Origin of the sequence: Klebsiella sp. BIGb0149 (assembly GCF_004362605.1) — a bacterium.
GTDB classification, from domain to species: domain Bacteria; phylum Pseudomonadota; class Gammaproteobacteria; order Enterobacterales; family Enterobacteriaceae; genus Klebsiella; species Klebsiella terrigena.
The window spans coordinates 416,736-440,558 of the sequence record NZ_SNYG01000003.1; the positions used below are offsets into that span (position 1 = coordinate 416,736).

Annotated in this window: 18 protein-coding genes and 2 riboswitches; of the genes, 7 read left to right on the plus strand and 11 right to left on the minus strand. The window is 62.5% G+C overall.

The genetic code is table 11. The features are described from left to right. Positions 1–99 precede the first annotated feature (99 nt). Together EDF75_RS13810 and EDF75_RS13815 are read left to right on the plus strand one after the other, a co-directional pair. Positions 100–666, plus strand: a complete 567-nt coding sequence (locus EDF75_RS13810) for a TetR/AcrR family transcriptional regulator (RefSeq protein ID WP_133599816.1) — start codon at positions 100–102, stop codon at positions 664–666. 66 nt (positions 667–732) lie between these two features. Next, positions 733–1,479, plus strand: coding sequence for an SDR family NAD(P)-dependent oxidoreductase (locus tag EDF75_RS13815; protein ID WP_133599817.1), 747 nt, complete (start codon positions 733–735; stop codon positions 1,477–1,479). Positions 1,480–1,515: 36 nt separating this feature from the next. Here the strand turns inward: EDF75_RS13815 and mrdA are convergent, their stop codons facing one another. The 9 genes from mrdA to EDF75_RS13860 all read right to left on the minus strand — a co-directional run bounded on the left by mrdA (position 1,516) and on the right by EDF75_RS13860 (position 14,221). Continuing rightward, positions 1,516–3,441: a penicillin-binding protein 2 gene (gene mrdA, locus EDF75_RS13820; protein ID WP_166646180.1), complete on the minus strand. Its 1,926-nt coding sequence runs from the start codon at positions 3,439–3,441 to the stop codon at positions 1,516–1,518. Positions 3,442–3,626: 185 nt separating this feature from the next. After that, complete coding sequence (atzF, locus tag EDF75_RS13825) at positions 3,627–5,423, minus strand: allophanate hydrolase (protein ID WP_133599818.1); 1,797 nt, start codon at positions 5,421–5,423, stop codon at positions 3,627–3,629. Next, positions 5,420–9,025, minus strand: coding sequence for an urea carboxylase (gene uca, locus EDF75_RS13830; protein WP_133599819.1), 3,606 nt, complete (start codon positions 9,023–9,025; stop codon positions 5,420–5,422). Before uca ends, atzF begins: the two co-directional genes overlap by 4 nt. A gap of 168 nt (positions 9,026–9,193) precedes the next feature. Beyond that, positions 9,194–9,829, minus strand: a complete 636-nt coding sequence (locus EDF75_RS13835) for an urea amidolyase associated protein UAAP2 (protein ID WP_133599820.1) — start codon at positions 9,827–9,829, stop codon at positions 9,194–9,196. Between the two features lie 10 nt (positions 9,830–9,839). Next, a complete protein-coding gene (locus tag EDF75_RS13840; protein ID WP_133599821.1) occupies positions 9,840–10,568 on the minus strand; it encodes an urea amidolyase associated protein UAAP1 in 729 nt (242 codons plus the stop codon). Positions 10,569–10,572: 4 nt separating this feature from the next. Beyond that, on the minus strand, positions 10,573–11,352 hold the full coding sequence (locus EDF75_RS13845) for an ABC transporter ATP-binding protein (RefSeq protein WP_133599822.1): 780 nt from the start codon (positions 11,350–11,352) through the stop codon (positions 10,573–10,575). Beyond that, on the minus strand, positions 11,349–12,164 hold the full coding sequence (locus EDF75_RS13850; protein WP_133599823.1) for an ABC transporter permease: 816 nt from the start codon (positions 12,162–12,164) through the stop codon (positions 11,349–11,351). Before EDF75_RS13850 ends, EDF75_RS13845 begins: the two co-directional genes overlap by 4 nt. 24 nt (positions 12,165–12,188) lie before the next feature. Further along, positions 12,189–13,247, minus strand: a complete 1,059-nt coding sequence (locus EDF75_RS13855; protein WP_133599824.1) for a putative urea ABC transporter substrate-binding protein — start codon at positions 13,245–13,247, stop codon at positions 12,189–12,191. A gap of 57 nt (positions 13,248–13,304) precedes the next feature. Further along, positions 13,305–13,403: riboswitch (guanidine-I (ykkC/yxkD leader) on the minus strand. Positions 13,404–13,588: 185 nt separating this feature from the next. Then, the gene (locus EDF75_RS13860; RefSeq protein ID WP_133599825.1) at positions 13,589–14,221 is read right to left on the minus strand and encodes a LysE family translocator; all 633 of its coding nucleotides are present in this window, start codon (positions 14,219–14,221) and stop codon (positions 13,589–13,591) included. Positions 14,222–14,240: 19 nt separating this feature from the next. Next, a riboswitch (ZMP/ZTP riboswitch) is annotated at positions 14,241–14,321 on the minus strand. A 358-nt stretch (positions 14,322–14,679) separates the two neighbouring features. Between EDF75_RS13860 and katG the strand changes: the two genes are divergently transcribed. After that, positions 14,680–16,857, plus strand: coding sequence for a catalase/peroxidase HPI (gene katG, locus EDF75_RS13865; RefSeq protein WP_133599826.1), 2,178 nt, complete (start codon positions 14,680–14,682; stop codon positions 16,855–16,857). Between the two features lie 50 nt (positions 16,858–16,907). On the opposite strand, the gene zapE is transcribed toward katG, so the two are convergent. Further along, positions 16,908–17,933, minus strand: a complete 1,026-nt coding sequence (gene zapE, locus EDF75_RS13870) for a cell division protein ZapE (protein WP_133599827.1) — start codon at positions 17,931–17,933, stop codon at positions 16,908–16,910. A 126-nt stretch (positions 17,934–18,059) separates the two neighbouring features. Continuing rightward, a complete protein-coding gene (locus tag EDF75_RS13875) occupies positions 18,060–18,953 on the minus strand; it encodes a LysR substrate-binding domain-containing protein (RefSeq protein ID WP_133599828.1) in 894 nt (297 codons plus the stop codon). Between the two features lie 142 nt (positions 18,954–19,095). Here EDF75_RS13875 and EDF75_RS13880 point away from each other — a divergent pair, with 142 nt between their 5' ends. The 4 genes from EDF75_RS13880 to EDF75_RS13895 all read left to right on the plus strand — a co-directional run bounded on the left by EDF75_RS13880 (position 19,096) and on the right by EDF75_RS13895 (position 23,800). Beyond that, positions 19,096–19,638 (plus strand): sugar ABC transporter, encoded by a 543-nt coding sequence (locus EDF75_RS13880; protein ID WP_133599829.1) that lies wholly within the window; start codon positions 19,096–19,098, stop codon positions 19,636–19,638. Further along, positions 19,625–20,467, plus strand: coding sequence for an MBL fold metallo-hydrolase (locus tag EDF75_RS13885; RefSeq protein ID WP_133599830.1), 843 nt, complete (start codon positions 19,625–19,627; stop codon positions 20,465–20,467). The genes EDF75_RS13880 and EDF75_RS13885 overlap by 14 nt, the downstream gene beginning before the upstream one ends. Positions 20,468–20,645: 178 nt before the next feature. Further along, positions 20,646–22,769 carry a TonB-dependent receptor gene (locus EDF75_RS13890; RefSeq protein ID WP_133599831.1) on the plus strand — a complete coding sequence of 708 codons (2,124 nt, stop codon included), beginning with the start codon at positions 20,646–20,648 and terminating at the stop codon, positions 22,767–22,769. 8 nt (positions 22,770–22,777) lie between these two features. Next, positions 22,778–23,800, plus strand: a complete 1,023-nt coding sequence (locus EDF75_RS13895) for an ABC transporter substrate-binding protein (protein ID WP_133599832.1) — start codon at positions 22,778–22,780, stop codon at positions 23,798–23,800. Positions 23,801–23,823: the final 23 nt, after the last annotated feature.

Consider the following 23,823-nt stretch of genomic DNA (forward strand, 5'->3'; position numbering starts at 1 on the left):
GGAATAAAGGTGGCGGATGGCCTACCCCAACCGGAGCCGCACAAAACGGCAAAGCATCATTCTTGACCGTTCAGTCCGGAAAGAACTACAGTGGCGGCTATGGCGAGAAATAAAGCATTCGATGAACACGAGGTGCTGGATCAGGCGATTAAGGTATTTGCCGATCGCGGATTCAGCGGAGCCTCTACAGATACCCTGCTCAAAGCGATGGGCATTAGCCGTCAGAGCCTCTATGACACCTTTGGCGACAAACGTCAGCTCTATCTGCGGGCGCTCTCACGCTATACCGACGATAGCGTGAGCGACATTATCCGCAGCATGGCGCAGGTGACGTCGGCAAAGGCGGCGTTGGCCCATGCGCTGGTTACGTTCGCCCGGCGTCCGGCTGAAGAGGGCTGCCTTGGCGTCAGCGCGATCTGCGAATTTGGCATCAGCGACCCGGACATCGTGGCCACGGGCGAGTTGGCCTCGCGCCGCTTGCTGGCTGCGCTGGAGGCGCGGATCCATCAGGGGCAACAAAGCGGTGAGATCGACGCTCATCTTGCGCCGGATGCTGCAGCCCGCTATCTGGGCACCCTGTTGAACGGTCTGAAGGTCAGCGCCCGCGCCGGCGCGCCTGCGGAAAGCCTGCGACAAATCATCGATATCGCCCTGCGGAATCTGTAACCGCTCCCCTGCGGGGAGCTTTTTTTGGCCCAATTCCGGACTAATCAATCCAGAAAGGAGTAAGTGATGAAAACAGCAGCACTCAGCGGCAAAACGGCGCTGGTCATTGGTGGTTCACGCGGTATTGGCGCCGCCATCGTAGAGAAGCTGGTTGCCGACGGCGCCGCGGTCGTCTTTACGTGGATTACCCCTTCCGCGCAGGTTGAGCAGCGGCTGGCGGATTTTCAGCGGGCGGGGAACAACGTGCAGGCTCTGCAGGCCGACAGCGCCGACCCGGCCGCGCTCGCCGAAGCCGTCAATCGCGCGGCGGCGATCCTCGGCGGGCTGGATATTCTGGTGTACAACGCCGGGATGTTGAAAACCGGCACCATTGACGACTTTTCGCTGAGCGATTTTGACCGCATGTATGCTGTCAACGTTCGTGGCCCGTTCGTGGCGGTGAAGGCCGCCCTTGCTCATCTGCGCCGCGGCGGGCGCATTATCACCACCGGCAGCATTGCCGGCGCAAAAGCCGGGGCGCCGGGCTCAACGGTCTACGGTTTGACCAAAGCGGCGGTGGCGCGCATGGTCAGGGGGCTGGCGTGGGATTTAGCCGAACGCGGCATTACGGTGAATGACGTCCAGCCAGGGCCGGTTATCAGCGATATGACGCCGGGTACCGGCGCTATCGGCCAGTGGCTGCGCGACGCGAACCCACAAAAACGGCTCGGCACCCCGGAGGAAGTGGCAAATCTGGTCAGCTGGCTTGCCGGCCCCGGGTCCTCCTACGTTAACGGCGCCGGACTCAAAGTTGACGGCGGCTTTACCGCCTGAAGTCGCGCCCGGCCGCCGCGGCGGCCGGGCCCTGTCCTACTGCGCGTCGGCGCTATCGACCTGAGGAACGTTAGCCTCTGCGCCACCCTCTGCCGCCGCCGGCGCGTTAGCCGGGTCGAAGATATGGTCAAGAATGGCGCGTGCCGTAGGGCCTGCCACCACGCCGTCGCCGCCGCCGTTCTCAAGAATCAGCGCCATCGCCACCCGCGGATGCTGATACGGGGCAAACAGGGTATAGAAAATGTGGTCACGCAGCCTGACCGGGATCATTTTCGCGTTGTAGGTCTGGTTCTCCTTCAGGCTGAAGACCTGCGAGGTCCCGGACTTCGCGGCAATCTGATACGGCGCGGTATGGAACAGCTTGTAGCCGGTGCCGTTTGGCAGGTTGGCCATGCCGTACATCCCGTTGCGCACAATCCCCCAGTACGGCGATTTCGGATCGCCCACCTGCGCCGCGTTTTGCGGCGGCTGATAGCGCTCAACCTTATTGCCGCGCTTCATGGAGTAGAGCAGATGCGGGTTCTTCACCTTGCCGTTGTTGATCAGCGTCGTCAGCGCTTTCACCATCTGAATCGGGGTGGCAATCCAGTAGCCCTGGCCGATGCCGACCGAGATGGTATCCCCTTGATACCACGGCTTCTTATGAACCCGCTGCTTCCATTCCCGGCTCGGCAGCACCCCGGAATACTCTTCGTTGAGGTCGATCCCCGTCGGCTGGCCGTAGCCAAACTTGCTCAGCCAGGTGTGAATCCGGTCGATCCCCATCTCAAAGGCCACCTGGTAGAAGAAGGTATCCGCCGACTCTTCAATGGCCTTGGTAACGTTGAGCATGCCGTGTCCGGTTTTCAGCCAGTCGCGATAGCGGCGCTGGGTGCCCGGCAGCGTCCAGGTCGGCGCGCCGAAGAAGGTGGTGGTGGGCGTAATCACCCCGGCCGAAAGCGCCGAGAGCGCCATATAGGGTTTAACCGTCGAGGCCGGCGGGTAGAGCCCCTGGGTGACGCGGTTAATCAGCGGCCGGTCGGCGTTATCGAGCAGCGAACGGTAGGCCTGATAGCCAATGCCTTTCACAAAGGGATTGGGATCGTAGCTCGGGCTGGAAACCATCGCCAGCACCCCGCCGTCGCGCGGATCGACCGCCACCACCGCCGCACGCTGCCCCTTGAGCACCGATTCAATATACTGCTGCAGATGCAGATCGAGCGTCAGATAGATATTTTTGCCGGCGACCGGCGGCACCTCTTTCAGCAGCCGCACCACCCGCCCGTGGTTATCCACCTCGACCTCCTGGTAGCCGGTGGTACCGTGCAGCTCCTGTTCGTAATAGCCTTCAATACCCTGTTTGCCGATATTGTGGTCGGCGGCATAGTTCTCGGCCTCGCCGTTTTTGGCCAGCCGCTGCAGATCGCTATCGTTAATTTTCGAGACGTAGCCGACAACGTGCGCCAGCTCGGCGCCGTAAGGGTAATCACGCTGCTGGTAGTTCTCCACGGTTACGCCGGGGAAATGGAATTCGTTCACCGCGAAGCGCGCCACTTCGACGTCGCTGAGCGCGGATTTTAGCGTAACCTCTTTGTAGCGGCTGTTGTGCAGCATATCGTCGCGGAAGCCGGCGATATCATCGGGGGTTAAATCAACGATCGGCGTCAGCTGCTGCAGCAGCGCCTTCATGTCGGCGATTTTGCTGGGGATCAGCTGCAGGCGATAGAGGGTGATGTTCTGGACCAGCGGAACGCCGTTGCGATCGAATATCAGCCCGCGGCTCGGCGCGATAGGCAGCATTTTAATATCGTTCTGGTTCGAGCGGGTCTGATAGAAATCGTGCTGTTTGACCTGCAGCCGATAGAGGTTAACGATCAGAATGCTAAAGCAGACCACCACCAGGATAAAAGCCACCACGGCCCGGCGAATAAACAGCATCTCTTCCGCTGAGTGATCGCGAATTTCATCTCTCAATAGAGTCATTGGCGGTAATTCACCTGAGTTTCAATAAGAAGCCAAAAAATTAAAAGCGGGGAAGGATAGCCTTATCGGCGCGGTAGCCCTACGGAAAGGTTGCTAATGAATTGGCAGAAATGTTTCAGCATGTGAGTAGCGCCGGCCCAGGGCGGGCCGACGCGATTTTTTTCGGGATAATGTGACACCGTCACCTAGCGCGCCAGCCAGGCCCGCCATCCGCCGTAGGCCGTAATATCGGTCGCCCCCTGCAGGCCGTACCCCTCGCAGATAAAGCCGCTGAGCCAGCGCCCGTCCGCCAGCTCCACTTTACCCAATCCCAGCGGAGCCGGAATCGCCGCCAGGAGCGATCCCAGCTCGGCGGAGGGCAGCTCCCACACCTCCACCGCAATGGCCGCCCCGCCGCTTTCGTCCCGCACCATCCCCGGACGCCTGCCGTCGGCCAGCGCGTAGAGGCGATAGCAGGCCGCGCTTTCCGTTGCCGCCAGCAGGCGTCCGCCCCGCTCCCGCAGCTGTCCGTTCAGCGCCAGCCCGTCGAGATGTGCGCCGCACACCACCAGCGCCTGGCGATCGTGGCTGGCTACGCTCGCCGGCGGCGCAGGCGCTATCTGCGCCCCGCCGGCAAGCGGCAGCGGCTGCGCCCGCTGGAAGGCATCGGCCAGCCCGAGGAGATACTGGTCGGTAAACGCCCGGCCAAAGAGCGTTACGCCGGAAGGCAGACCGTTCGCCAAAAAGCCAGTCGGCACGCTGACGGCCGCATAGTCCAGTAAATTCATAAAGTTGGTGTAATAGCCCAGATCGGCGTTGCGCTTCACCGGCTCCGCTTCCAGCTCCGCAAGGGTGACCGGACGCGGATAGGTCGGCGTCAGGACGCAATCCACGCCGTCGAGCAGCGCGTCGCCCTGCGCTTTATAGGCCTGCAGCTGATACATGGCCTTAAACGCGGCGACCGCATCGGCCTGCGGCGCCTTCGCCAGCACGTCGCGGATCACCGGCAGAACCGCCTCCGGCTGCCGTTCAATTAGCGGCCCCGCCACCGCGTAGCGCTCCGCCACCCAGGGCCCGTCGTACAGCAGGCTGGCGGCGGCGAGAAACGGCGCCATATCGATATTCACCGCCACGCCGCCGAGGGCCTGCAGCCGCGCTTTGGCCTGTAAAAACAGCGCTTCACTCTGCGCGCAGCCGAGGAAGTTGAGCGTCAGCGGAACGCCGAAGCGAAAGCCCGGCGCCGGCGCGCCGAAGGCCTGCTCCCCGTTCCACTGCGGATTGCGTCGGCTGTAGGCATCGCGCGGATCGACGGCGGCGGTCAGCGCCAGCAGCCGGCTGGACTCGGCGGCGGTGGCGGTAAAAAAGGTCGTGCAATCGAGCGTCCTGCAGGCCGGCACCACCCCGGCGGTAGAGATCAGCCCTTTGCTGGCCTTCAGCCCCACCAGGTTATTTAACGATGCCGGAACCCGCCCGCTGCCGGCGGTGTCCGTACCGAGCGCAAAGCTGGCGACGCCGAGCGCCACCGCCAGCGCCGAACCGGCGCTCGAACCGCCCGACGGATACGCCGGGTGCACGGCGTTACGACAGCGTCCGTACGGCGATCGCGTGCCGTTGAGGCCGGTGGCAAACTGGTCGAGGTTGGTTTTACCGACCGGAACCGCGCCCAGCGCAATCAGCTGAGCCACAATCGTCGCGTCCCGCTCGGCGGTATAGGCGAACGCCGGACACCCGGCGGTGGTGACGATCCCGGCGAGATCGATATTATCCTTAATCGCAAACGGCACGCCGTACAGCGGCAGGGTCTCCGGCGCCACGCCGTCCAGCGCCGCCAGCCAGGGCTCCTGCTCCTCTGCCGTCAGAATATGAATAAACAGCTGATACTCTGGATTGAGCGCGCTGGCGCGCTGGCGCAGCTCCGCCATCAGCGCCCGGGGCGTCAGCCGACCATCGCGATAGCCCGTCGCCAGGGTACTCAGGCGTAAATCAAAACTGTGCTGATTCATACGTTTTCCTCCATTATTACCGCCACCCGCTGCCCGGCACGAACCGAGGCCCCCGGCTGAACGTTAACCTCGGCGATCACCCCGTCGCAGGGGGCCAGCAGCGGAATCTCCATTTTCATCGACTCCAGCACCAGCAGAACGTCCCCGGCGCGCACCCGGCTGCCCGGGGCGGTTTGCACCTGCCACAGGTTGCCGGAAACGGGGCTTTCTACCCCCTGCTGCCCGTGCTGCAGCGGCGCGTCCTCACCCTCTTCGATCGCCGTCTCCTGGCTCTCGAAATGCGCCTGGCCGCTGGCTATCCAGCGATCGCGCTCCTCATTAAACGCGCGCTGCTGGTGCTGGCGGAAAGCGTCAATGCTCGTGGCCTCGCGCGCAAGGAACTGCTGATACTCCGCCAGCCGCAGGGTGCTGTGCTCAATGCGCAGCGGATAGCGGCCGAGCGGAAAATCACGACGGATCTGCAGCAGCTCTTCGGCAGAGACCGGATAGAAGCGCAGCTGGTCGAAGAAGCGCAGCAGCCAAGGCTTGCCGGCAAAATCAGCCACCTCGTGATAGCGATTCCACATTTGCAGCGTGCGGCCGACAAACTGGTAGCCGCCTGGACCTTCCATGCCGTACACGCACAGGTAGGCGCCGCCAATCCCGACCGAGTTTTCCGCCGTCCAGGTGCGCGCCGGGTTGTATTTGGTGGTCACCAGCCGGTGGCGCGGGTCGAGAGGCGTAGCCACCGGCGCGCCGAGATAGACATCCCCCAGCCCCATCACCAGGTAGCTGGCGTCAAACACCGTATCCCATACCGCCCGTTCGTCGGGCAGATCGTTAATCCGCCGGATAAATTCAAGATTGCTGGGGCACCAGGGCGCGTCGCGGCGAACGGTGGTCATATATTTATCGATCGCCTTGCGGCAGGCCGGATCGTCCCACGACAGCGGCAGGTGCACCACCCGCGTGGGAACCTCAAGGTCATCGCTGACGCACACCGTCGCCCATTCCGCGCGCACCCATGCCAGCAGCGCATCGAGGGGCAGAGTTTCCGGCTGGAAGTGAACCTGTAAAGAGCGGATCCCCGGCGTCAGGTCGATGACGCCCGCCCGGGCCTGGCCCTCCAGCGCCTGCATCAGCGCGTGGATGCGAAAGCGCAGCACCAGATCCAGCTCAGCCTCTCCGGCCTCCAGCAGCAGATGGGTATCGCCGGAGAGTCGCGCCACCAGCCGCTTATTGGCTTCCCCGCAGGACATCACCACCGGCGACGCCAGCGGCGCAGGCTGCCAGGCGATAGCCGCGGGCTCAAGGGTTGCCAGCTCTTCGCGGCGGCCCTGCGCCAGGCGACGGGCGGTGGCTAAATCGACCGCCACAAAGCGCACCTTATCCCCGGCTTTCAGCTGGCCGAGCTGCCACAGGTCGGCCTCAATCACCGTGACCGGGCAGACAAAGCCGCCGAGGCTCGGGCCGTCCGGGCCGAGGATCACCGGCATGTCGCCGGTAAAGTCGACCGCGCCGATAGCATAGGGATTATCGTGAATATTCGACGGATGCAGCCCCGCCTCACCGCCGCTGTCGCGGGCCCACAGCGGCTGCGGGCCAATCAGCCGCACGCCGGTACGACTGGAGTTGAAATGCACTTCCCAGTCGGTGGCAAAAAAGGTGGCGATGTACTCTGCGGCAAAGAATTCCGGCGCGCCGTGGGGGCCATAGATGACCCGCAGCGTTCGCACCGCGTCCAGCGAGGTCTGCAGCGCGGCGGGCAGCGCAGCGCCGACGCTGTCCGCGCTGCGGGAGGCCAGGTGCAGAACGTCTCCGCCGCGCAGCGCGCGTCCGGCGTGGCCGCCAAACTGTCCGAGAGTAAAGGTGCTTTTACTGCCTAAATAGTCCGGCACCTGAATACCGCCGCGCAGGCAGAGATAGCTGCGCACGCCCGCGCCGGTCACCGGGCCTATTTTCAGCGTCGCGCCGGCGGGAATAGTGAAGACGCGGTTCATCGGCTGAGCCACGCCGTCGAGGGTCACCGCAGCCGCTGCGCCGCATATCGCGGCCTGGGCGAGACAGTTAAACTTCAGCGTTGGCCCGCTGAGGGTGATTTCCAGCGCCGCTTCGCCCTCCGGGTTCCCAAGTAGCCGGTTACCCAGGCGCAGCGCCCGGTCGTCCATCGGCCCCGAAGGCGGTACGCCCACCGCCCAGTATCCGAGGCGCCCCGGATAGTCCTGAACGCTGGTCTGGGTCCCGGCGCTCAGGACTTCGACGGTCGCCGCCTGATAATCCAGCTGCTCAAGGCAGCGGGTCCAGGGTTCGCCGTCGGCAAAGGGGGCGAAAGCCAGAATCTGCTGCAGATAGAGACGATTGGTTTCCACGCCGTACAGCCAGGTTGCCGCCAGGGCTTCGCCGAGGTGGGCAATGGCCCGATCGCGGTCTGGCTGCCAGGCGATGGTTTTTGCCAGCATCGGGTCGAAGAACGGCGGCACCTCGCAGCCGGCCTCCACCCAGCGGTCAATCCGCAGGTTTACCCCATCCGCCTGCGGGAAGATCGCTTCGCTGAGCAGCCCCGGCGACGGCTGGAACTGACGGCCGGGATCTTCGGCGTAGATCCGCGCCTGAATCGCGTGGCCGCGCGGCTGCAGATCCGCCATCAGCCGGGAGAGCGGCGGCAAATCCCCCGCCGCCAGGGCTACCATCCAGCGCACCAGATCGACGCCCCAGACCTGCTCGGTCACCCCGTGCTCAACCTGCAGGCGGGTATTAACCTCAAGAAAATAGAAGCGCTGCGCCAGGCTATCGTAAACAAATTCCACCGTCCCGGCGCTGCGGTAGCTCACCGCTTTGCCCAGGGCGATTGCCGCCTCGCACAGCGCCTGCGCCATCCCCTCAGGCAGGTTGGGGGCCGGCGTCTCTTCGATAACCTTCTGGTTACGTCGCTGAATCGAACAGTCGCGCACGCCGAGGGCGATAACCTCCCCCTGCCCGTCGCCAAAGATCTGCACTTCGAGGTGACGGGCGCGGGAAATATATTTTTCGACGAACACGCCGGCATCGCTAAAGTTGTTCTGCCCGAGGCGGCGAACGGTTTCAAAGGCCTCCGCCAGCTCGTCGGCATCGTGACACACCCGCATGCCGATCCCGCCGCCGCCGGCGGTGCTTTTCAGCATCACCGGATAGCCAATCTCCTGCGCGGCGCGGCACGCCTCGGCGCTATCGGCCAGCAGCCCGGTGCCTTCCAGCAGCGGCAGGCCCTGCGCTTTAGCCAGCGCCCTGGCGGTATGTTTAAGGCCAAAGGTCCGCAGCTGCTGCGGCGTCGGGCCGACGAATACCAGCCCGGCGGCTTCGCAGGCTTCGGCGAAGGCGGCGTTTTCCGACAGGAAGCCGTAGCCGGGGTGGATCGCCTCGGCGCCGCTTTGCCGCGCGGCGGCGATGATTTTCTCCACCACCAGATAGGTTTGCGCCGCCGGGCCGTCGCCGAGGCTAAGCGCTTCATCGGCCTCGCGGATATGCAGGCTGCTGAGATCGGCATCGGAATAGACGGCGACGCCTTTAACCCGCATAGCGCGCAGCGTGCGCAGAATGCGGCAGGCGATAGCGCCGCGGTTGGCAATAAGTAGCGTGTTAAACATAAGCGGGACTCACATCAGGGCGGGTCGTCCCGCAGCAAAATAGCGTTCTTCCCGGGGTCGTCCCCGGGGCGCATCGGCGTCAGAATTTGCGCGACGGCGTACCGTTCAGACGATCGGCACGGACGGCAAACAGGCGATAGGCCATCAGCCGCCAGCGCTGCCAGCGGGTCAGTTCCATACCAGCACCTCTGCCGGGGTTGGATTCCAGCCGTTGCAGGGGTTATTCAGCTGCGGGCAGTTGGAAATCAGCACCATCGCGTTACACTCCGCGCGCAGCTCGACGTATTTCCCGGCGGCGGAGATACCATCTTCGAAGGTCAGCCCGCCTTCTTCCGTCACCGGCACGTTCATAAAGAAGTTGATATTGGCGCCGATATCGCGCTTGTGCAGGCGGCCGTCGTGCAGGCAGGCGCAGAGGAAGTTGTCCCGGCAGCTGTGCATATAGCGCTTATCCGCAGCGTAGCGCACGGTATTGCTCTCCTGGGCGCAGGCGCCGCCGAGGGTGTCGTGGCGCCCGCAGGTATCGGCAACGATGGTCAGCAGCGGCCGACCGAGATTGGAGAACAGCACGCTGCCGGTCGTCAGATAGGCATTCCCCTGGCGACGCAGCGTGCGCTGCGGATCGTAGCGTTCACGCGGGTTATCGGCGTTATAAAACAGGGTATCGATAGCCTGGTTGCCTTCAAGATCGAGCAGCCGCAGGGTTTGCCCTTTCTTCACTTCGAACAGCCAGGGTTCGCCCGCCGGGATCACGTGACGATAAACGGCATCAGCCGGGTTGCGGGGACTGGTAACAAGGCTCATGATCGGCTCCTCAGAGGGCAAAAAGTTGGGTATTGGCAAACGCGCGCTGGTTTTCATCGCGGGTCAATAGCGAGGCGACCGCCGCCGCTTCATCATCGGCCTGGTACCAGCTCAGCTGGACCGGACGCGGCGCATATTCCGTGGCGGGGTCCTGCGGATGCGGCAGCGCGGTGAGGACAATCAGCACGTCCATCGGCGCGAACAGCTCGACGTAGCGCCCGGCGCTGGAGGGTGCGGCGCAGAAATGGAAGCTGCCGTCGGCGGCGACGGTGACCTTGCTGAAGAAGTTGACCACCATCAGCAGATCTTCCAGGCCCAGATCCCATTTGCCCATTTCAACCAGCAGGTTATCGACGCCGTTGCGGTAGTAGCCGTTACGCAGCTCCTGGTAGCGTCCCGCGCCGTACTTTTCTAAGGTCTCTTCGGCGTTGAGCACCCCACCGAACGGATCGTGCCAGCCGCTGCTATCGGCGACGATCCCGGCCAGCACGCGGCCCATATCGGAGTAGAAACAGTGCCCGGCCGTCAGGCGCGCGGTATGCTGACCTTTCAGCGTATCCGGCAGGTTCAGGCGTTCGCTCTTTTCATGCGGATTGAGCATCATCATGCTGACGTTGGCATCGCCGTCGATATCGGTCAGGCGCAGAATTTGCCCGCGGCGCAGAATAAACGAGGTATGGCCGCCGCCCGGGACAAGCTCTTCGCGCAGGCTCGGTGCGGAGTGAAAAAGTGGCTTCATCTGACTATCTCCTTAATGCATAAACGTTGTTATCGCTGCCGGTACCGAGCATCTGCGACATGCGGGATTCGTTAAGCGGTATGTCGTAGGTTATGCGCGCGCCCCAGGCGTTGGGCGCCTGCGGGTCGTGGCGCACCTTGTCAAAGACCAGCAGCCGGGTCCCGAGATTGAAGCCCTCGGCCAAATCGTGGGTCACCATAAAGACCGTCATCCGCGTTTCGCTCCACAGCTGCAAAAGCAACGCGTGCATATCCTTGCGGATACCCGGATCGAGCGCGCCAAACGGCTCATCAAGCAGCAGGATGCGCGGCTGCATCACGAAGGCCTGGGCGATAGCCAGCCGCTGCTGCATGCCGCCGGAGAGCTGCGCCGGGTACTTATCCAGCGCGTGGGAGAGGCCGACTTTCTCCAGCATCTGCGCCGCCCGTTCGCGGGCGTTGCGCCTGCGGGCGCCAAAAAGACGGCCAAGCAGCGGCGAGGCCGGCAGCTCGAGGCCCACCGCAACGTTATCCAGCACGTTGAGATGCGGAAATACCGAATAGCGCTGGAACACCACGCCGCGGCTGCGGTCCGGCTCGGCGGCCAGCGGCTGGCCGTCAAGGGTAATTGCGCCGCGGGTCGGTTTTTCCTGGCCCAGCAGCAGGCGCAAAAAGGTCGATTTTCCGCAGCCGGAGGCCCCGACCATTGAACAGAACTCCCCCTCTCTGACCTCGAGATTGATGCGCTCCAGCACCACGTGGTCGCCGTACTCCTGCCAGATATTTTTAATAGCAATAAAGCTCATGCCCGGCCTCCTTCCGCCCACGGGAAGCAGGCTTTGTGCAGCTGCCGCAGGGCCAGATCCATCAGCCAGGCCAGCAGGGTTATCCAGATGACGTAGGGGATGATGACGTCCATCGCCATGTAGCGGCGGACAAGGAAAATGCGGTACCCGAGACCGGCGGTGGCGGAAATGGCCTCCGCCGATATCAGAAACAGCCACGCCGAGCCCAGCAGCAGGCGCAGGGAGACGATCAGGCGCGACAGCAGCTGCGGCAGCACCACCCGCAGCACCAGCGTCCAGCTGTTGGCGCCGAGGGTCTGCGCTTTAATAAACAGCTCCGCCGGAATTTCCCGCGCCCGCTGTTCCAGATCGCGCGCCAGCATTGGCGTCACGCCGATCACAATCAGCATCACCTTGGAGAGCTCATCGAGACCAAAGACGATAAACAGCACCGGCAGGATCGCCAGCGGCGGGATCATCGAAATCACGGTCATCAGCGGCGACAGCGCGGCGCGGTAGAGCGGAAAAACGCCGGCGGCGATACCGATGCACAAGCCAATCAGCGAGGAGAGCGCCAGCCCGGTCAGCAGGCGCCCCAGGCTTATCAGGGTGTCGGCCCACAGCAGGTACTCGCCGCTGCGTTTGTCCGGCGTGAACGCCATTCGCTCGATGGCCGCAACCATTTGCGACAGTCCGGGCAGCAGCTTGTCCTGCGGATTGGCCTCCAGCCGCACCGCAGAGCCGATAACCCAGGCGGCGATCAGCAGCACGAAGGGCATCAGCATCAGCATCATTCGCATGCCCTGCTGCGGATGGCGGTTAATTTGTCGCATGGCGTTGACTCCCGTCAGCAATCATTACAGCTGGCCCGCAGCGGCCATCTTCAGGTAGCTATCGTCGAAACGCAGCCTGACGTTCCCCGCGTCGCCGACGGCGACCTTGCCCGGGAAGCTCATGCCGATAAAGTCGGCGCTCTGGGCGTCCTCGCCCAGCAGCCCTTTATCGAAGGAGAATTGCGCCACGCGCTGCATGGTTTTTGCCAGATCGGGGCTGGAGATGAACCTCAGCGCGTCGGCAGCGGTCCAGAACAGATGGGTGGTTTTCAATTGCCCCTGATAGCCGGCGAGGTCGGTGCCGGAATCCGCCGCCATCGCGCTCAGCGCCGGCTTATCTCCGGCCTGCATTTTGCTCATCATTTCAAACCACGCGCCGGTCAGCGCCTTGCCGAGCGCCGGGTTGTCCTTGAGGGTTTGGCTGTTGACCACCATCATGTCGATGATCTCGCCAGGTACCTGGGATGAACTAAAAACTTCGCTGGTTTGTGGGGTATTTTTGATAACCGACAGCTGCGGGTTCCACGCCACGGCGGCGCGCACGCTGCTGGTGCCGAAAGCGGAAACGATATCGGCGTCAGAGGTATTGACCACTTTGACGTCCCGCTCCTGCAGCCCGGCCTTTTCCAGTCCGCGAACCAGCAGATAGTGGGAAACCGACAGTTCCGGGAGGTAAACCTGCATCCCTTTCAGGTCGCTCAGCTTTTTGTCCGCGCCCTTCAGCACCACGCCATCGTTGCCGTCAGAGTAGCTGCCGGTAATCAACGCGGTGGTATCCACCCCGCCGGCGGCGGGAATGGTCAGGGCATCCATATTGGTCATGGTGCAGCCGTCGAACTGGCCGGCGGTATACTGGTTAATCGATTCGATGTAGTCGTTGAGCTGCACGATATTGATCTTGATACCGTACTTACTGGCCCATTTATCGATGATTTTTTCGTTGCTGATGGCGCCCCAGGGCATCCAGCCGGCATAAATCGTCCAGCAGACGTTGAACTCTTTTTTCACCGCGGCAAAGGAAGGGAAACTGGCCAACAGCGCCAGTGACAGAACAAAAGAACGGAGTAGTGGCGATCGCTTCATGATGAACCTCTGGTTGGCACAAAAAACAGGAGCAGCGCGACACCTACTGGTGCTGCTGTCTCCCGGGCTTTTGTCCCGCCGTGTAACCTCGCAGAGGTCGCCAGCTCTCGGACCAGTCATTCACCTGGGTGAACCGGAACCCTAGCCAGCTATTTGATCGTCTAAATTGTATGGTGCGCTGCCTTCTGTTTTTATCTTGCAAAGCATATGCCAAAACAATAATTAGCATAAAATCAAAAGGATGGAATATTTCCCGGCGCCAGCACACCAGGATGGGGAGTCGTTTTGGGGCAATGCGTAGATTTGGTGCAGAAGAAGGCAGGCTCGCGCCTGCCCGGGCGCTATTTACGCGTCTCAAAGGCGATTTTAACCGCCATCCCTGCCAGCACCGTCGCCATCAGCCAGCGCTGAAAGCGCTGCCAGAGCGGACGAGCGGTAAGAAACAGCGAAACCTCACCGGCCATCACCACAATCAGCGCGTTGACCGCCACGCTGATCAATGTCTGGGTGAAGCCGAGCACCAAAGACTGGCTGAGAATGCTGCCGTGGCCGGGGGAGATAAACTGCGGTAAGAGCGACAGATACATAATGGCGATTTTAGGATTCGCCAGGTTGGTAATAAAGCCCATCAGAAAGAGCTTACGGCCGCTGTCTGCCGGCAGGTCGCGCACGGCAAAGAGCGAACGACCGCCCGGTTTTATCGCCTGCCAGGCCAGGTAGAGTAAATAGACGACCCCGCTGATGCGCAAAATATCGTAGGCATAGGGCACCGCAAAAATCAGCGCGGTAATCCCCAGGGCCGCGCACAGCATATAAAAGACAAACCCTAGCGCCACGCCGCCTAATGAGATCAGGCCGGCGCGTTTGCCCTGGCAGATCGAGCGCGAGGTCAGGTAGATCATATTCGGCCCAGGGGTCAGCACCAGCCCCAGGGCAACGAACGCGAATGTCATTAACGAGCTCAATTCAGGCATAGCTTATCTCCACCAGACAAAGTTATGCCCAGGCGCGCGGCGGTCGCGACCATGCTCCCCGACAGTATTCTGTCTCAAGGCGCCAGTTACATGGCCATGAATAGTAATAGCCTGTCGCTCACCGCTCAGCAACCCCTCAAATTTCGCCGCTGATGCCCGGCTTCGCGTCATGGGTAATGCCCATGTTGCCCGCCGCCGCTGATGCATAAGATTTTTGCTGGTGGACTGGCGCTTTTATCGCCAAACGTGCCGCGACGATTTCCTAAACTAATACGTTAATACTATGGTTAGTAAGTCGCTTTTACGTATTTTGCGCTTTAACCACAAATAACATATGGATTTCTTTATCACCCGCTGTTAAAAGGATATAACTATTAATTCCGTAGATTTATTCAAGTATCGCTTATTGGAAGCAGTGTATATCGTAATGGCATTCACAAAAGTAAACGGAGCCTGATATGAGCACGTCTAACGATTCATCTAACAACGCGTCCGCAGGGAAGTGTCCTTTTCATACCGCGACGCCCACGCAAAGCGCCGGCGGCGGCACAGCTAACCGAGACTGGTGGCCAAACCAGCTGCGTGTGGATCTGCTGAACCAGCACTCCAGCCGCTCCAATCCGCTGGGTGAAGAATTTAACTACCGGGAAGAGTTTAAAAAACTCGATTACTCCGCGCTAAAAGCCGATCTGAGAGCCCTGCTAACCGACTCCCAGGAGTGGTGGCCGGCAGACTGGGGCAGCTACATTGGGCTGTTTATTCGTATGGCCTGGCACGGTGCCGGTACCTACCGTACCGTTGACGGGCGCGGCGGCAGCGGCCGCGGTCAGCAGCGTTTCGCTCCGCTGAACTCTTGGCCGGACAACGTCAGCCTGGATAAGGCCCGCCGCCTGCTGTGGCCGGTCAAACAAAAATATGGCCAGAAAATCTCCTGGGCCGACCTCTATATGCTGGCGGGTAACGTGGCGTTGGAAAATGCCGGTTTCCGTACCTTTGGCTTCGGCGCCGGACGTGAAGACGTGTGGGAACCGGACCTCGACGTTGACTGGGGGAATGAAAAAGCCTGGCTTGAGCACCGTCATCCGGAAAGCCTGGCGCAGCAGCCGCTGGGCGCAACCGAAATGGGCCTGATTTACGTCAACCCGGAAGGCCCGAACGCCAGCGGCGAGCCGCTCTCTGCGGCGTCGGCGATTCGCGCCACCTTTGGCAACATGGGGATGGACGATGAAGAGATCGTGGCCCTGATTGCCGGCGGCCATACGCTGGGTAAAACCCACGGCGCGGCGGTCACCAGCCACGTGGGCGCCGAGCCGGAAGCGGCCGGCATCGAGGCTCAGGGCCTTGGCTGGTCCAGCACCTACGGCAGCGGCGCCGGGGCGGACGCGATCACCTCTGGCCTTGAGGTTGTCTGGACCCAGACGCCGACCCAGTGGAGCAACTACTTCTTCGAAAACCTCTACAAATATGAGTGGGTACAGACCCGCAGCCCGGCCGGCGCCATTCAGTTTGAAGCCACAGACGCGCCGGACCTGATCCCCGATCCGTTTGACCCGGAGAAAAAGCGTAAGCCAACGATGCTGGTTACCGACCTGACGCTGCGCTTCGACCCGGATTTCGATAAGATTTCCCGCCGCTTCCTCAACGATCCGCAGGCCTTTAATGAAGCCTTTGCCCGCGCCTGGTTCAAGCTGATTCACCGCGATATGGGGCCAAAATCCCGCTACCTCGGACCGGAAGTCCCGAAAGAAGATCTGATCTGGCAGGACCCGCTCCCGGCTGCTGTCCACAGCCCGAGCGAGGCGGATATCGCCACCCTGAAAATCGCCATTGCCGATGCGGGCCTGTCGGTGAGCGAACTGGTTTCCGTTGCCTGGGCTTCGGCTTCCACCTTCCGCGGCGGTGATAAGCGCGGCGGGGCCAACGGCGCGCGTCTGGCGCTGGCGCCGCAGAAAGACTGGCCGGTCAACGCCATCGCGGCGAAGGTTCTGCCTACCCTGCAGGCGATTCAAAAAGCCTCCGGGAAAGCATCGCTGGCCGATATTATCGTGCTGGCGGGCTCGGTCGGCGTTGAGCAGGCCGCCGCTGCCGCAGGCGTAGCGGTCACCGTACCGTTTGCGCCGGGCCGCGTGGACGCCCGTCAGGATCAGACCGATATCGAATCCGTCGGTTTGCTCGAGCCGCTGGCGGATGGTTTCCGCAACTATCGCCGTATTGAAGGGGGCGTGTCTACCGAGACGCTGCTGCTGGACAAAGCCCAGCAGCTGACGCTGACCGCGCCGGAGCTTACCGTGCTGGTCGGGGGGTTACGCGTGCTGGGGGCTAACTTTGACGGCAGCCAGCACGGCGTCTTCACCGACCGCCGGGGCGTTCTCAGCAACGACTTCTTCGTCAATCTCCTGAGCATGGCGACCGTCTGGAAAGCCACCGACGAACGGGGCGAACTGTTTGAAGGCCGCGATCGTAAGAGCGGCGAGAGCCGGTTCACCGCCACCCGCGCCGACCTGGTGTTTGGTTCTAACTCGGTGCTGCGCGCGCTGGCAGAAGTTTACGCCAGCCAGGATGCGCAGCAGAAGCTGGTCACCGACTTCGTGGCGGCCTGGACCAAAGTGATGAACCTCGACCGTTTCGATCTGTAATCACCCACCCCGGCAGGCTTCTCGCCCGCCGGGGCTTCTCTCTTCCCGCCCTATTCTTTCCTCAGCTGCTGCAGCCGACTGTAGGTTCGCTGAATATCTTCCCGCTCAACTCCCGCGACCAGCTCGGGTAATCCGCATTCGCTCACCAGCACCAGCCGACACTGCTTCTCATAGAGCACATCCACCAGGTTGATAAACCGCTGCTGCGCCGCCGGTCCCGCGTGACCCAGAGGCGGCACCGCGTCCAGCAGCCAGCATGAATGGCTCTCGCATAGCGTCAGGTAGTCCATCACCGACGTCGGGCCCTGGCACAGCTGGCTAAAGGTAAAATGTAAGAAAGCCGCCGGCGCGGAGGCCACCTCAAGGGTGCGATACCCGACCGGCAGCGTCAGCGCCCTGGCGGCGGGCTCGGGTAAAGCATGCCGCCTGCGGGTGTGGTCCGACGGCTGGACCAGCAGCAGCCCCTGGCAAAACGGGCTCTCCGCCGGCGCATGGCGCGCCCGGTAGTCCTCTTCGCCGTCGAGCGCGACCACCGTCATATGCTGTTTAATTAACGCAATCGAGGGCAAAAAGCGCGCATGGTATAGCGGATCTTCCAGCAGCCGTTCCGGGGGGTAGTTGGAGGTTACCATCAGGACGACGCCGCGCTGAAACAGCTGCGCCAGCAGCGGCTTAACCAGCATCGCATCCGCCGGATCGTGAAGATGGAACTCGTCAAAACAGATCAGCCGGCAGCCGTCGGTCATCTGCGCGATAGCCTCCGGCAGCGACGGCGAAGTGGGCGCGTTCAGGCGCTGATGCAGTTCGCGAAAAAAGGAGTGGAAGTGCACCCGGCGCCTGGCCGCCAGCGGCAGGCCGGCAAAGAAGCTATCGACGAGCAGGCTTTTGCCGCGCCCGGTGCGTCCCCAGACGTAAAGACCTTTGCCGGGAGCGGCGCTTTGCGCCAGCAGCCTCTGCCCCAGCGCATCAAGCCGCGCAACCAGCGCCTGCTGGTCGCTATCAAGGCTCAGAGCCAGCTCCCGGGCGCGCTGCGCCATCAGCGCGGCAAAACTAAAATCGCTCGTTCCTTGCGTCATTATTGTCTCTTCCCAGGGTCAGCGGCGGCGGTTCAACGACGGCAGTGTAGGCACAATTACCGCCGTTGACCACTCTACGATCGGCGAAAGCGCGTTAACCGCACCGGCGGCAAAAAACGGCGCCCGCTATGCCGGTTCGCCGCTGATTTCCGCCAGCAGCCAGCGCTCAAAATCCTCTAATGCGCTTTCGTTAATCCCCGTTTCAACCGGCTTGACCAGGCAGAAATTTTTGTTCAGCCGCGCGGAAACCGGCCAGGGGGCAACCAGCGCCCCGCTGCGGAGCTCGTTTTCGACGTACACCTGCGGCAGCAGCGCAACGCCAAGCCCGGCCTGCACGGCGGAGATGGCCATCTCATGCAGATCGTAGCGCACGCCCCGGGACGGATTGTCCAGCGCGATGCCGCTCTCCTCGGCGTAGCGCTGCCACGCATCCGGATTTTGCCGCCGGTGAATACGCGGCAGCGCGTTCAGCTGCTCGCCGCTGTCCCGCGCGGTCAGCAGCGAGGGATGGCACACCGGGACCAGCTTTTCCTGGAGCAGAAAGCGGATACGCATTCCGGCCCACGCCGGGTGCTCAAAATGAACCGCCGCGTCAAACCCGCTGCCGGTCAGGATAAAGGGGTCCGTGCGGACCGCGATATTCAGCGTGATGTCCGGGTGCCGGCGGTTAAAACCGCTGAGGCGCGGGATCAGCCAGCGGCTGGCGAAGGTCGGCAGCGCGGCGATCTCGAGGCTGCGGCTGCCGTCGGCCATTCCCGTTAAGTACTGGGTGTCCCGGTCGAGGCGCTCAAGCGTCTCGCGCACCCGGTGGGCATAGCGCGCGCCGTTAGGGTTCAGCCGCACGCGGGTTCCGGTGCGGTCGAACAATCGGCAGTTCAGCAGGGCCTCAAGTCGCCCAATCTGCCGGCTGACGGCGCCTTCGGTCAGGGAGAGCTCCTCCGCCGCGCGGGCAAAATTACCGTGCCTTGCCGCCGCGTCAAACGCCTGTAACGACGCGCTGCTGGGCAGTTTTCTTCGCATAATTGCGCCCCTGGATATGAATACGTTCAGTGACGAAATGTCACTACACGATGAGATAATATCGATTCAGGCGGCTAAATACAGCCAGTAACATGATGAAATATCAGCAATGCGCTGTTCACCTTCATGCAGAGGCCCGTTTATGCTTTATATCGTTGAATGCACCTATACCGACCCGACCAGCGAAGCCGAATGGAATGATTTTTACACCCGGGTGAAGCTCCCGGCGCTGCTGAGCGTTGACGGCTTCAGCACCTCCCAGCGCTTCAGGGCCCTCACGCCGGGCTGCCCGGTCTGGCTGGCCATTCACACCGTTCGCGACGCCGCGGTTCTCACCGGCGCGGAGTACCGCCTCAAGGGCGGCGGCAGCTTTGCGCAGTGGCAGGCCAGCATCGGCGACTGGCGACGCGGTCTTTATCAGTGCGCGGAGCCGGCTCCGGCGGTGTCCGCAGAGCAGATCCTGCTGCTCGCCGCGCGGCCCCTCGATGTTCTTGACCGCGAGCTGGGCTACCGGCCGTGGCGGCTGCGGGCCGCCGGCCTGGATAGCGCCCCTGAAGGCCGGCTGGCGTACGTCATTCCGCCAGACAAGGCCCGCCTGCTCGCCGCTACCGCCGACATCTGCCTGTACCAGCCGCTAACCGACCAGCTGTATCCCCTCCAGGGAGGCGTTCATGAGCATAATTAACGCCATCAGCCGTCGGGTTGGCGATTATCGGGTGACCGCGCTGAGCGACGGGAATATGTCCGTCAGCCTCGGTATCCTCTCCGGCATCGATCCGGCAGAAGCCGACGAAAGGCAGCGCGCGGCCGGAATAGCTGACCCGCAGGTGCTGCATATCAACGCCTATCTGATCCGCGGCCAGGGACGCACGATCCTCGTGGATGCCGGCACCGGCGGGCGGAATAACGCCGGAGGTGAGCTCCCCGCGCGCCTTCGTGAGCTGGGTATCGCTCCGGCCGACGTCGATACGATCCTGCTGACCCACGGCCACCCTGACCATATTGGCGGACTGCTCGATGCCGACGGCAAGGCCGTCTATAAAAACGCCCGGCTGCATCTGCACCCCCGCGAGGTCGCATACTGGCAGGATGACGCCCTGTTGATGCGGGCCAGCGAGCGGGTTCAGGGCAATTTCACGCTGTTTCGCCGCACCCTTGCGGCCTATGAGGAGCGGGTTAACCTGCTAACGGACGATGAGGTGCTCCCCGGCATTCGCCCGGTCTGGCTGCCCGGGCACACGCCGGGTCACAGCGGGTTTCGTATCGCTGCCGGGGATGAGCCCCTGCTGATCTGGGGCGACATTGTGCATTTCCCGCATATTCAGTCGGCCCTGCCGGCCGTCGCAGTCGCCTTTGACGCCGACCCCGCCGAGGCGGCAGAGACCCGGAGACGTATTCTGGCGCAGGCGGCCAGCGAGCAGTGGCTGATTGCCGGCATGCACCTCGCCAGCGCCGGCTTTGCGCGGCTTAAGGCCGTCGAAGGCGGTTACCGAATGGTCTATCAGCAGGCCTGAAAATCGGGCGACATTCTGCCCGGCCTCGTTTTTATTAAGTAAAGAAACCATTCGTTATATATTGACATACATAGCGAATGGCTCTATCTTTTTGTCATACAAATAAAACCCGTACCCTTCAGACAGAGGCGAGATTTTTCTCGCCTCATTCCGTTTTCATTCGTCTGAAATTAACTCAATGCGCTCATATAAACTCGTTCTATTAACCGGGATGATCCCCTGTTCCTCTCTGCTGATGACCCTGCCGCTTCAGGCCGCAGAAACCATGGTCGTCACCGCTGCTACACCGACCGAAACGCTGGATAGCGCCACGCCCGCCGCCGAACAGCAGGCTACGCTTGGCAGCCTCGGCAAACGCAGGCTGATTGACGTCCCGTGGTCGGTACAGACCCTGTCGGATTCGCTCACCCGCCAGGTACAGGCCGGCAGCGTGAAGGACGTCTATCGCTACCTGCCCTCGGTTCAGGGCGACGGCGTTCGTCCGCAGACCCGCGGCATGCAGGGCAGCGTGGTGCAGAACAGCACCATCGACGGGCTGAACGTGGTCTCCACCACCGAGTACCCGGCCGAGCAGTTTCAGCGCGTTGAGGTCCTGAGCGGGATGGCCGGCGCGCTGTATGGCCCGGCAAACCCGGCGGGCATGTTTAACCTCGTCTCTAAGCGCGCCAGCGACGTGCCGCTGCGGCGGGTCACGGTGGGCGGCGGAACCGGCTCCGGCGCCAACGCCGCGCTGGATCTCAGCGGCCCGCTGGACGCCGGTGACAGGGTAAAATATCGCCTGAACCTGATGAGCCAGGACGGCAACGGCTACACCCACGGCAGCCGTCAACGCAACCAGTACGCGGGCCTGGCGCTCGATTTTCAGCTCACCGACCAGACGGTTCTGGAGAGCAATTTTAGCTACTATCACTTTTATCAAAAGGGGCTGCCCGGCTCCTTTGCTTTAGCCAAAGGCACCCGTTTCCCGTCGCCGCTTGATCCGACCAAAAGCAAGTACGGCCAGTATTACGCCGGCAACGACGACGCCACGACCACCGGCAGCCTGCATATCAAACACGACTTTGACGGCAACTGGCTGCTGGACGTTGGCGTCCTGCGCCAGATTGCGGATCGCGAATCCACCACCGTCACCAACACCTTAACCGATAATAACGGCAGCTATACCACCACCACCTCAAACTCCGCCGCCAGCCGCTTTACCATCAATAGCTATCTCGCCAACCTGACCGGCAGCGTTGATACCGGCTGGCTGCAGCATGACCTGGCGATGGGGGTACGCGGCTTCGTGTGGAAGAACTACAACCCCCGCGATGGCGGGACGCAAAAGCTCGGCAGTTCGACCCTCGAAGACAGCCCTGACTACGAGCGCCCGGATTACCCGGACTTCACCGATCGCTATCATTCAGCGACCACCACCCAGCACGTCTTTCTGCTCAACGATACCCTGACCTTCAGCCCGCAATGGAGCCTGCTGCTCTCCGGCAGCGAAAGCCTGTTTACCGTCGACAACTACGGCAAGAGCAGCCAGCGCAGCAGCAGCCACGATGACCGCGGTACCAGCGGATCCGCCAGCCTGATGTATAAGCCGGTCGATAATCTGACGCTCTATACCACCTGGGCCAACAGCATGCAGCAGGGCGACACCGCCCCGGCCGGCGCCAATAACGCCGGCGAGGTTCTCAATCCCTACCGCAGCCGCCAGCTTGAAGGCGGGGCCAAGTATGCGGTGCATAACGATCTGCTGCTCACCGCGGCGCTGTTCCAGGCCGAGCGCCCGTTTGCCTACACCAACGACAGCGGTGATTTCGCCGAAGACGGAACGCAGAAAAACCGCGGGCTGGAGCTGATGGCCGATGGCCGCATCACGCCCGCTCTGCGCGTGTTCGGCGGCGGCACCTGGCTCGACCCGCGTCTGCACAATACCGCCAGCGCCAGCGCTGACGGCAAACAGGTGGTCGGCCTGCCTCGCTTCACCGCCAATATGCTGGTGATTTACAGCATCGATGCGCTTCCGGGGCTGGACATGAACAGCAGCGTTCGCTACGTCGGCCGCCGGGCCACCGATAGCGCCAACGACGGCTGGGTCGGCAGCTATACCACCGTGGATGTCGGCAGCAACTATCGCACCCGGCTGTTCGGGACCGACACCACCTTCCGGTTAGCAGTCACTAACGTGACCAACCGCCGCTACTGGACCAATATCGTTCCGGGCGCCCTTACCGGCTACACCGGCACCGGCTACGCCAGCTCGCAGCTCGGCGCACCGCGCGAAGCGACGGCCTCGGTACAGTTTGATTTCTAAGGATCATAATGAAAAAAATCGCTGCCGCCTTACTTTGCGCCTGGCTCACGTTTCCGGCTCTCGCCAGCCGCCAGCTGACGGACGACGCCGGGCGTAGCGTCACGCTGCCGGATCGCGTTGATCGTATCGCCGAGGGGTGGTTTGCCCACCACTCGCTGCTGATGACCCTCGGCGCGGGAGATACCATCGTTGCGACGGTAAATCGACCGGACAGCCGCCCGTGGATGTTTCACCTCACTCCCCGCCTCAACCAGGCGCTTATCAGCCGCGGCCCGCACTTCACCAGCGAGGCGCTGCTGGCGCGCGGGGCCGAGGTGGTGTTTGTCGCCCGGGGCAACGGCGATGCCGAAGCGTACCGCCAGGCCGGTCTGCCGGTCATGGAGATGAGCTTTACCGATTACCCGTCGCTGGCGCGTTCCGTCACCACCACCGCCGAGGTGCTCGGGACGCCGCAGGCGCTGGCCAGAGCCCAGGCCTACAACCGCTATTTACAGCAGGCTATCGCGCGTATCGGCCAGCGCACCGCCGCGCTGACCGACGCCGAACGCCCGCGCGTGCTGCATATCCAGTCGCTGAAGCCGCTGAAGGTCGACGGCGGTCATACGCTGATCGACACCTGGATCCGCCTGGCCGGCGGGCAGAACGCGGCCGTCGGGATCGAAGGCAATATGCAGGAGATTTCGCCGGAAAAGGTGCTGGCCTGGCAGCCGGATGTGATTATCCTTGGCGCGGGATGCGGTGATTTAGCCCACTCCGCCTATCGTGACCTCTTCTCCACCCTGCGGGCGGTCAAAAATCACCGGGTGCTGCAAAACCCGGCGGGGGTTTTCCCCTGGGATCGCTACGGGAGCGAAAGCGCGCTGCAAATTCAGTGGGCGGCAAAGCAGCTCCAGCCTCAGCGCTTCGCCGAGATTGATATGCTCGCGGTCACCCGCGACTTTTATCAGCGCTTTTTTGACTATCCGCTGAGCGAAGCTGAGGCCAGCAGAATACTGCAGGCGCTCCCTCCGCAGCGAGAGGACGCAAAATAGGCCACAGCGCCTGGGGAAAAAAA

Coding starts and splice junctions, on each gene's coding strand:
- EDF75_RS13815 (WP_133599817.1), top strand. CDS start 733: ATGAAAACAGCAGCACTCAGCGGCAAAACGGCGCTGGTCATTGGTGGT.
- EDF75_RS13840 (WP_133599821.1), bottom strand. CDS start 10,568: ATGAAGCCACTTTTTCACTCCGCACCGAGCCTGCGCGAAGAGCTTGTC.
- EDF75_RS13860 (WP_133599825.1), bottom strand. CDS start 14,221: ATGCCTGAATTGAGCTCGTTAATGACATTCGCGTTCGTTGCCCTGGGG.
- mrdA (WP_166646180.1), bottom strand. CDS start 3,441: ATGACTCTATTGAGAGATGAAATTCGCGATCACTCAGCGGAAGAGATG.
- EDF75_RS13810 (WP_133599816.1), top strand. CDS start 100: ATGGCGAGAAATAAAGCATTCGATGAACACGAGGTGCTGGATCAGGCG.
- uca (WP_133599819.1), bottom strand. CDS start 9,025: ATGTTTAACACGCTACTTATTGCCAACCGCGGCGCTATCGCCTGCCGC.
- EDF75_RS13845 (WP_133599822.1), bottom strand. CDS start 11,352: ATGAGCTTTATTGCTATTAAAAATATCTGGCAGGAGTACGGCGACCAC.
- EDF75_RS13835 (WP_133599820.1), bottom strand. CDS start 9,829: ATGAGCCTTGTTACCAGTCCCCGCAACCCGGCTGATGCCGTTTATCGT.
- EDF75_RS13855 (WP_133599824.1), bottom strand. CDS start 13,247: ATGAAGCGATCGCCACTACTCCGTTCTTTTGTTCTGTCACTGGCGCTG.
- EDF75_RS13875 (WP_133599828.1), bottom strand. CDS start 18,953: ATGCGAAGAAAACTGCCCAGCAGCGCGTCGTTACAGGCGTTTGACGCG.
- EDF75_RS13895 (WP_133599832.1), top strand. CDS start 22,778: ATGAAAAAAATCGCTGCCGCCTTACTTTGCGCCTGGCTCACGTTTCCG.
- EDF75_RS13850 (WP_133599823.1), bottom strand. CDS start 12,164: ATGCGACAAATTAACCGCCATCCGCAGCAGGGCATGCGAATGATGCTG.
- atzF (WP_133599818.1), bottom strand. CDS start 5,423: ATGAATCAGCACAGTTTTGATTTACGCCTGAGTACCCTGGCGACGGGC.
- katG (WP_133599826.1), top strand. CDS start 14,680: ATGAGCACGTCTAACGATTCATCTAACAACGCGTCCGCAGGGAAGTGT.
- EDF75_RS13885 (WP_133599830.1), top strand. CDS start 19,625: ATGAGCATAATTAACGCCATCAGCCGTCGGGTTGGCGATTATCGGGTG.
- EDF75_RS13880 (WP_133599829.1), top strand. CDS start 19,096: ATGCTTTATATCGTTGAATGCACCTATACCGACCCGACCAGCGAAGCC.
- EDF75_RS13890 (WP_133599831.1), top strand. CDS start 20,646: ATGCGCTCATATAAACTCGTTCTATTAACCGGGATGATCCCCTGTTCC.
- zapE (WP_133599827.1), bottom strand. CDS start 17,933: ATGACGCAAGGAACGAGCGATTTTAGTTTTGCCGCGCTGATGGCGCAG.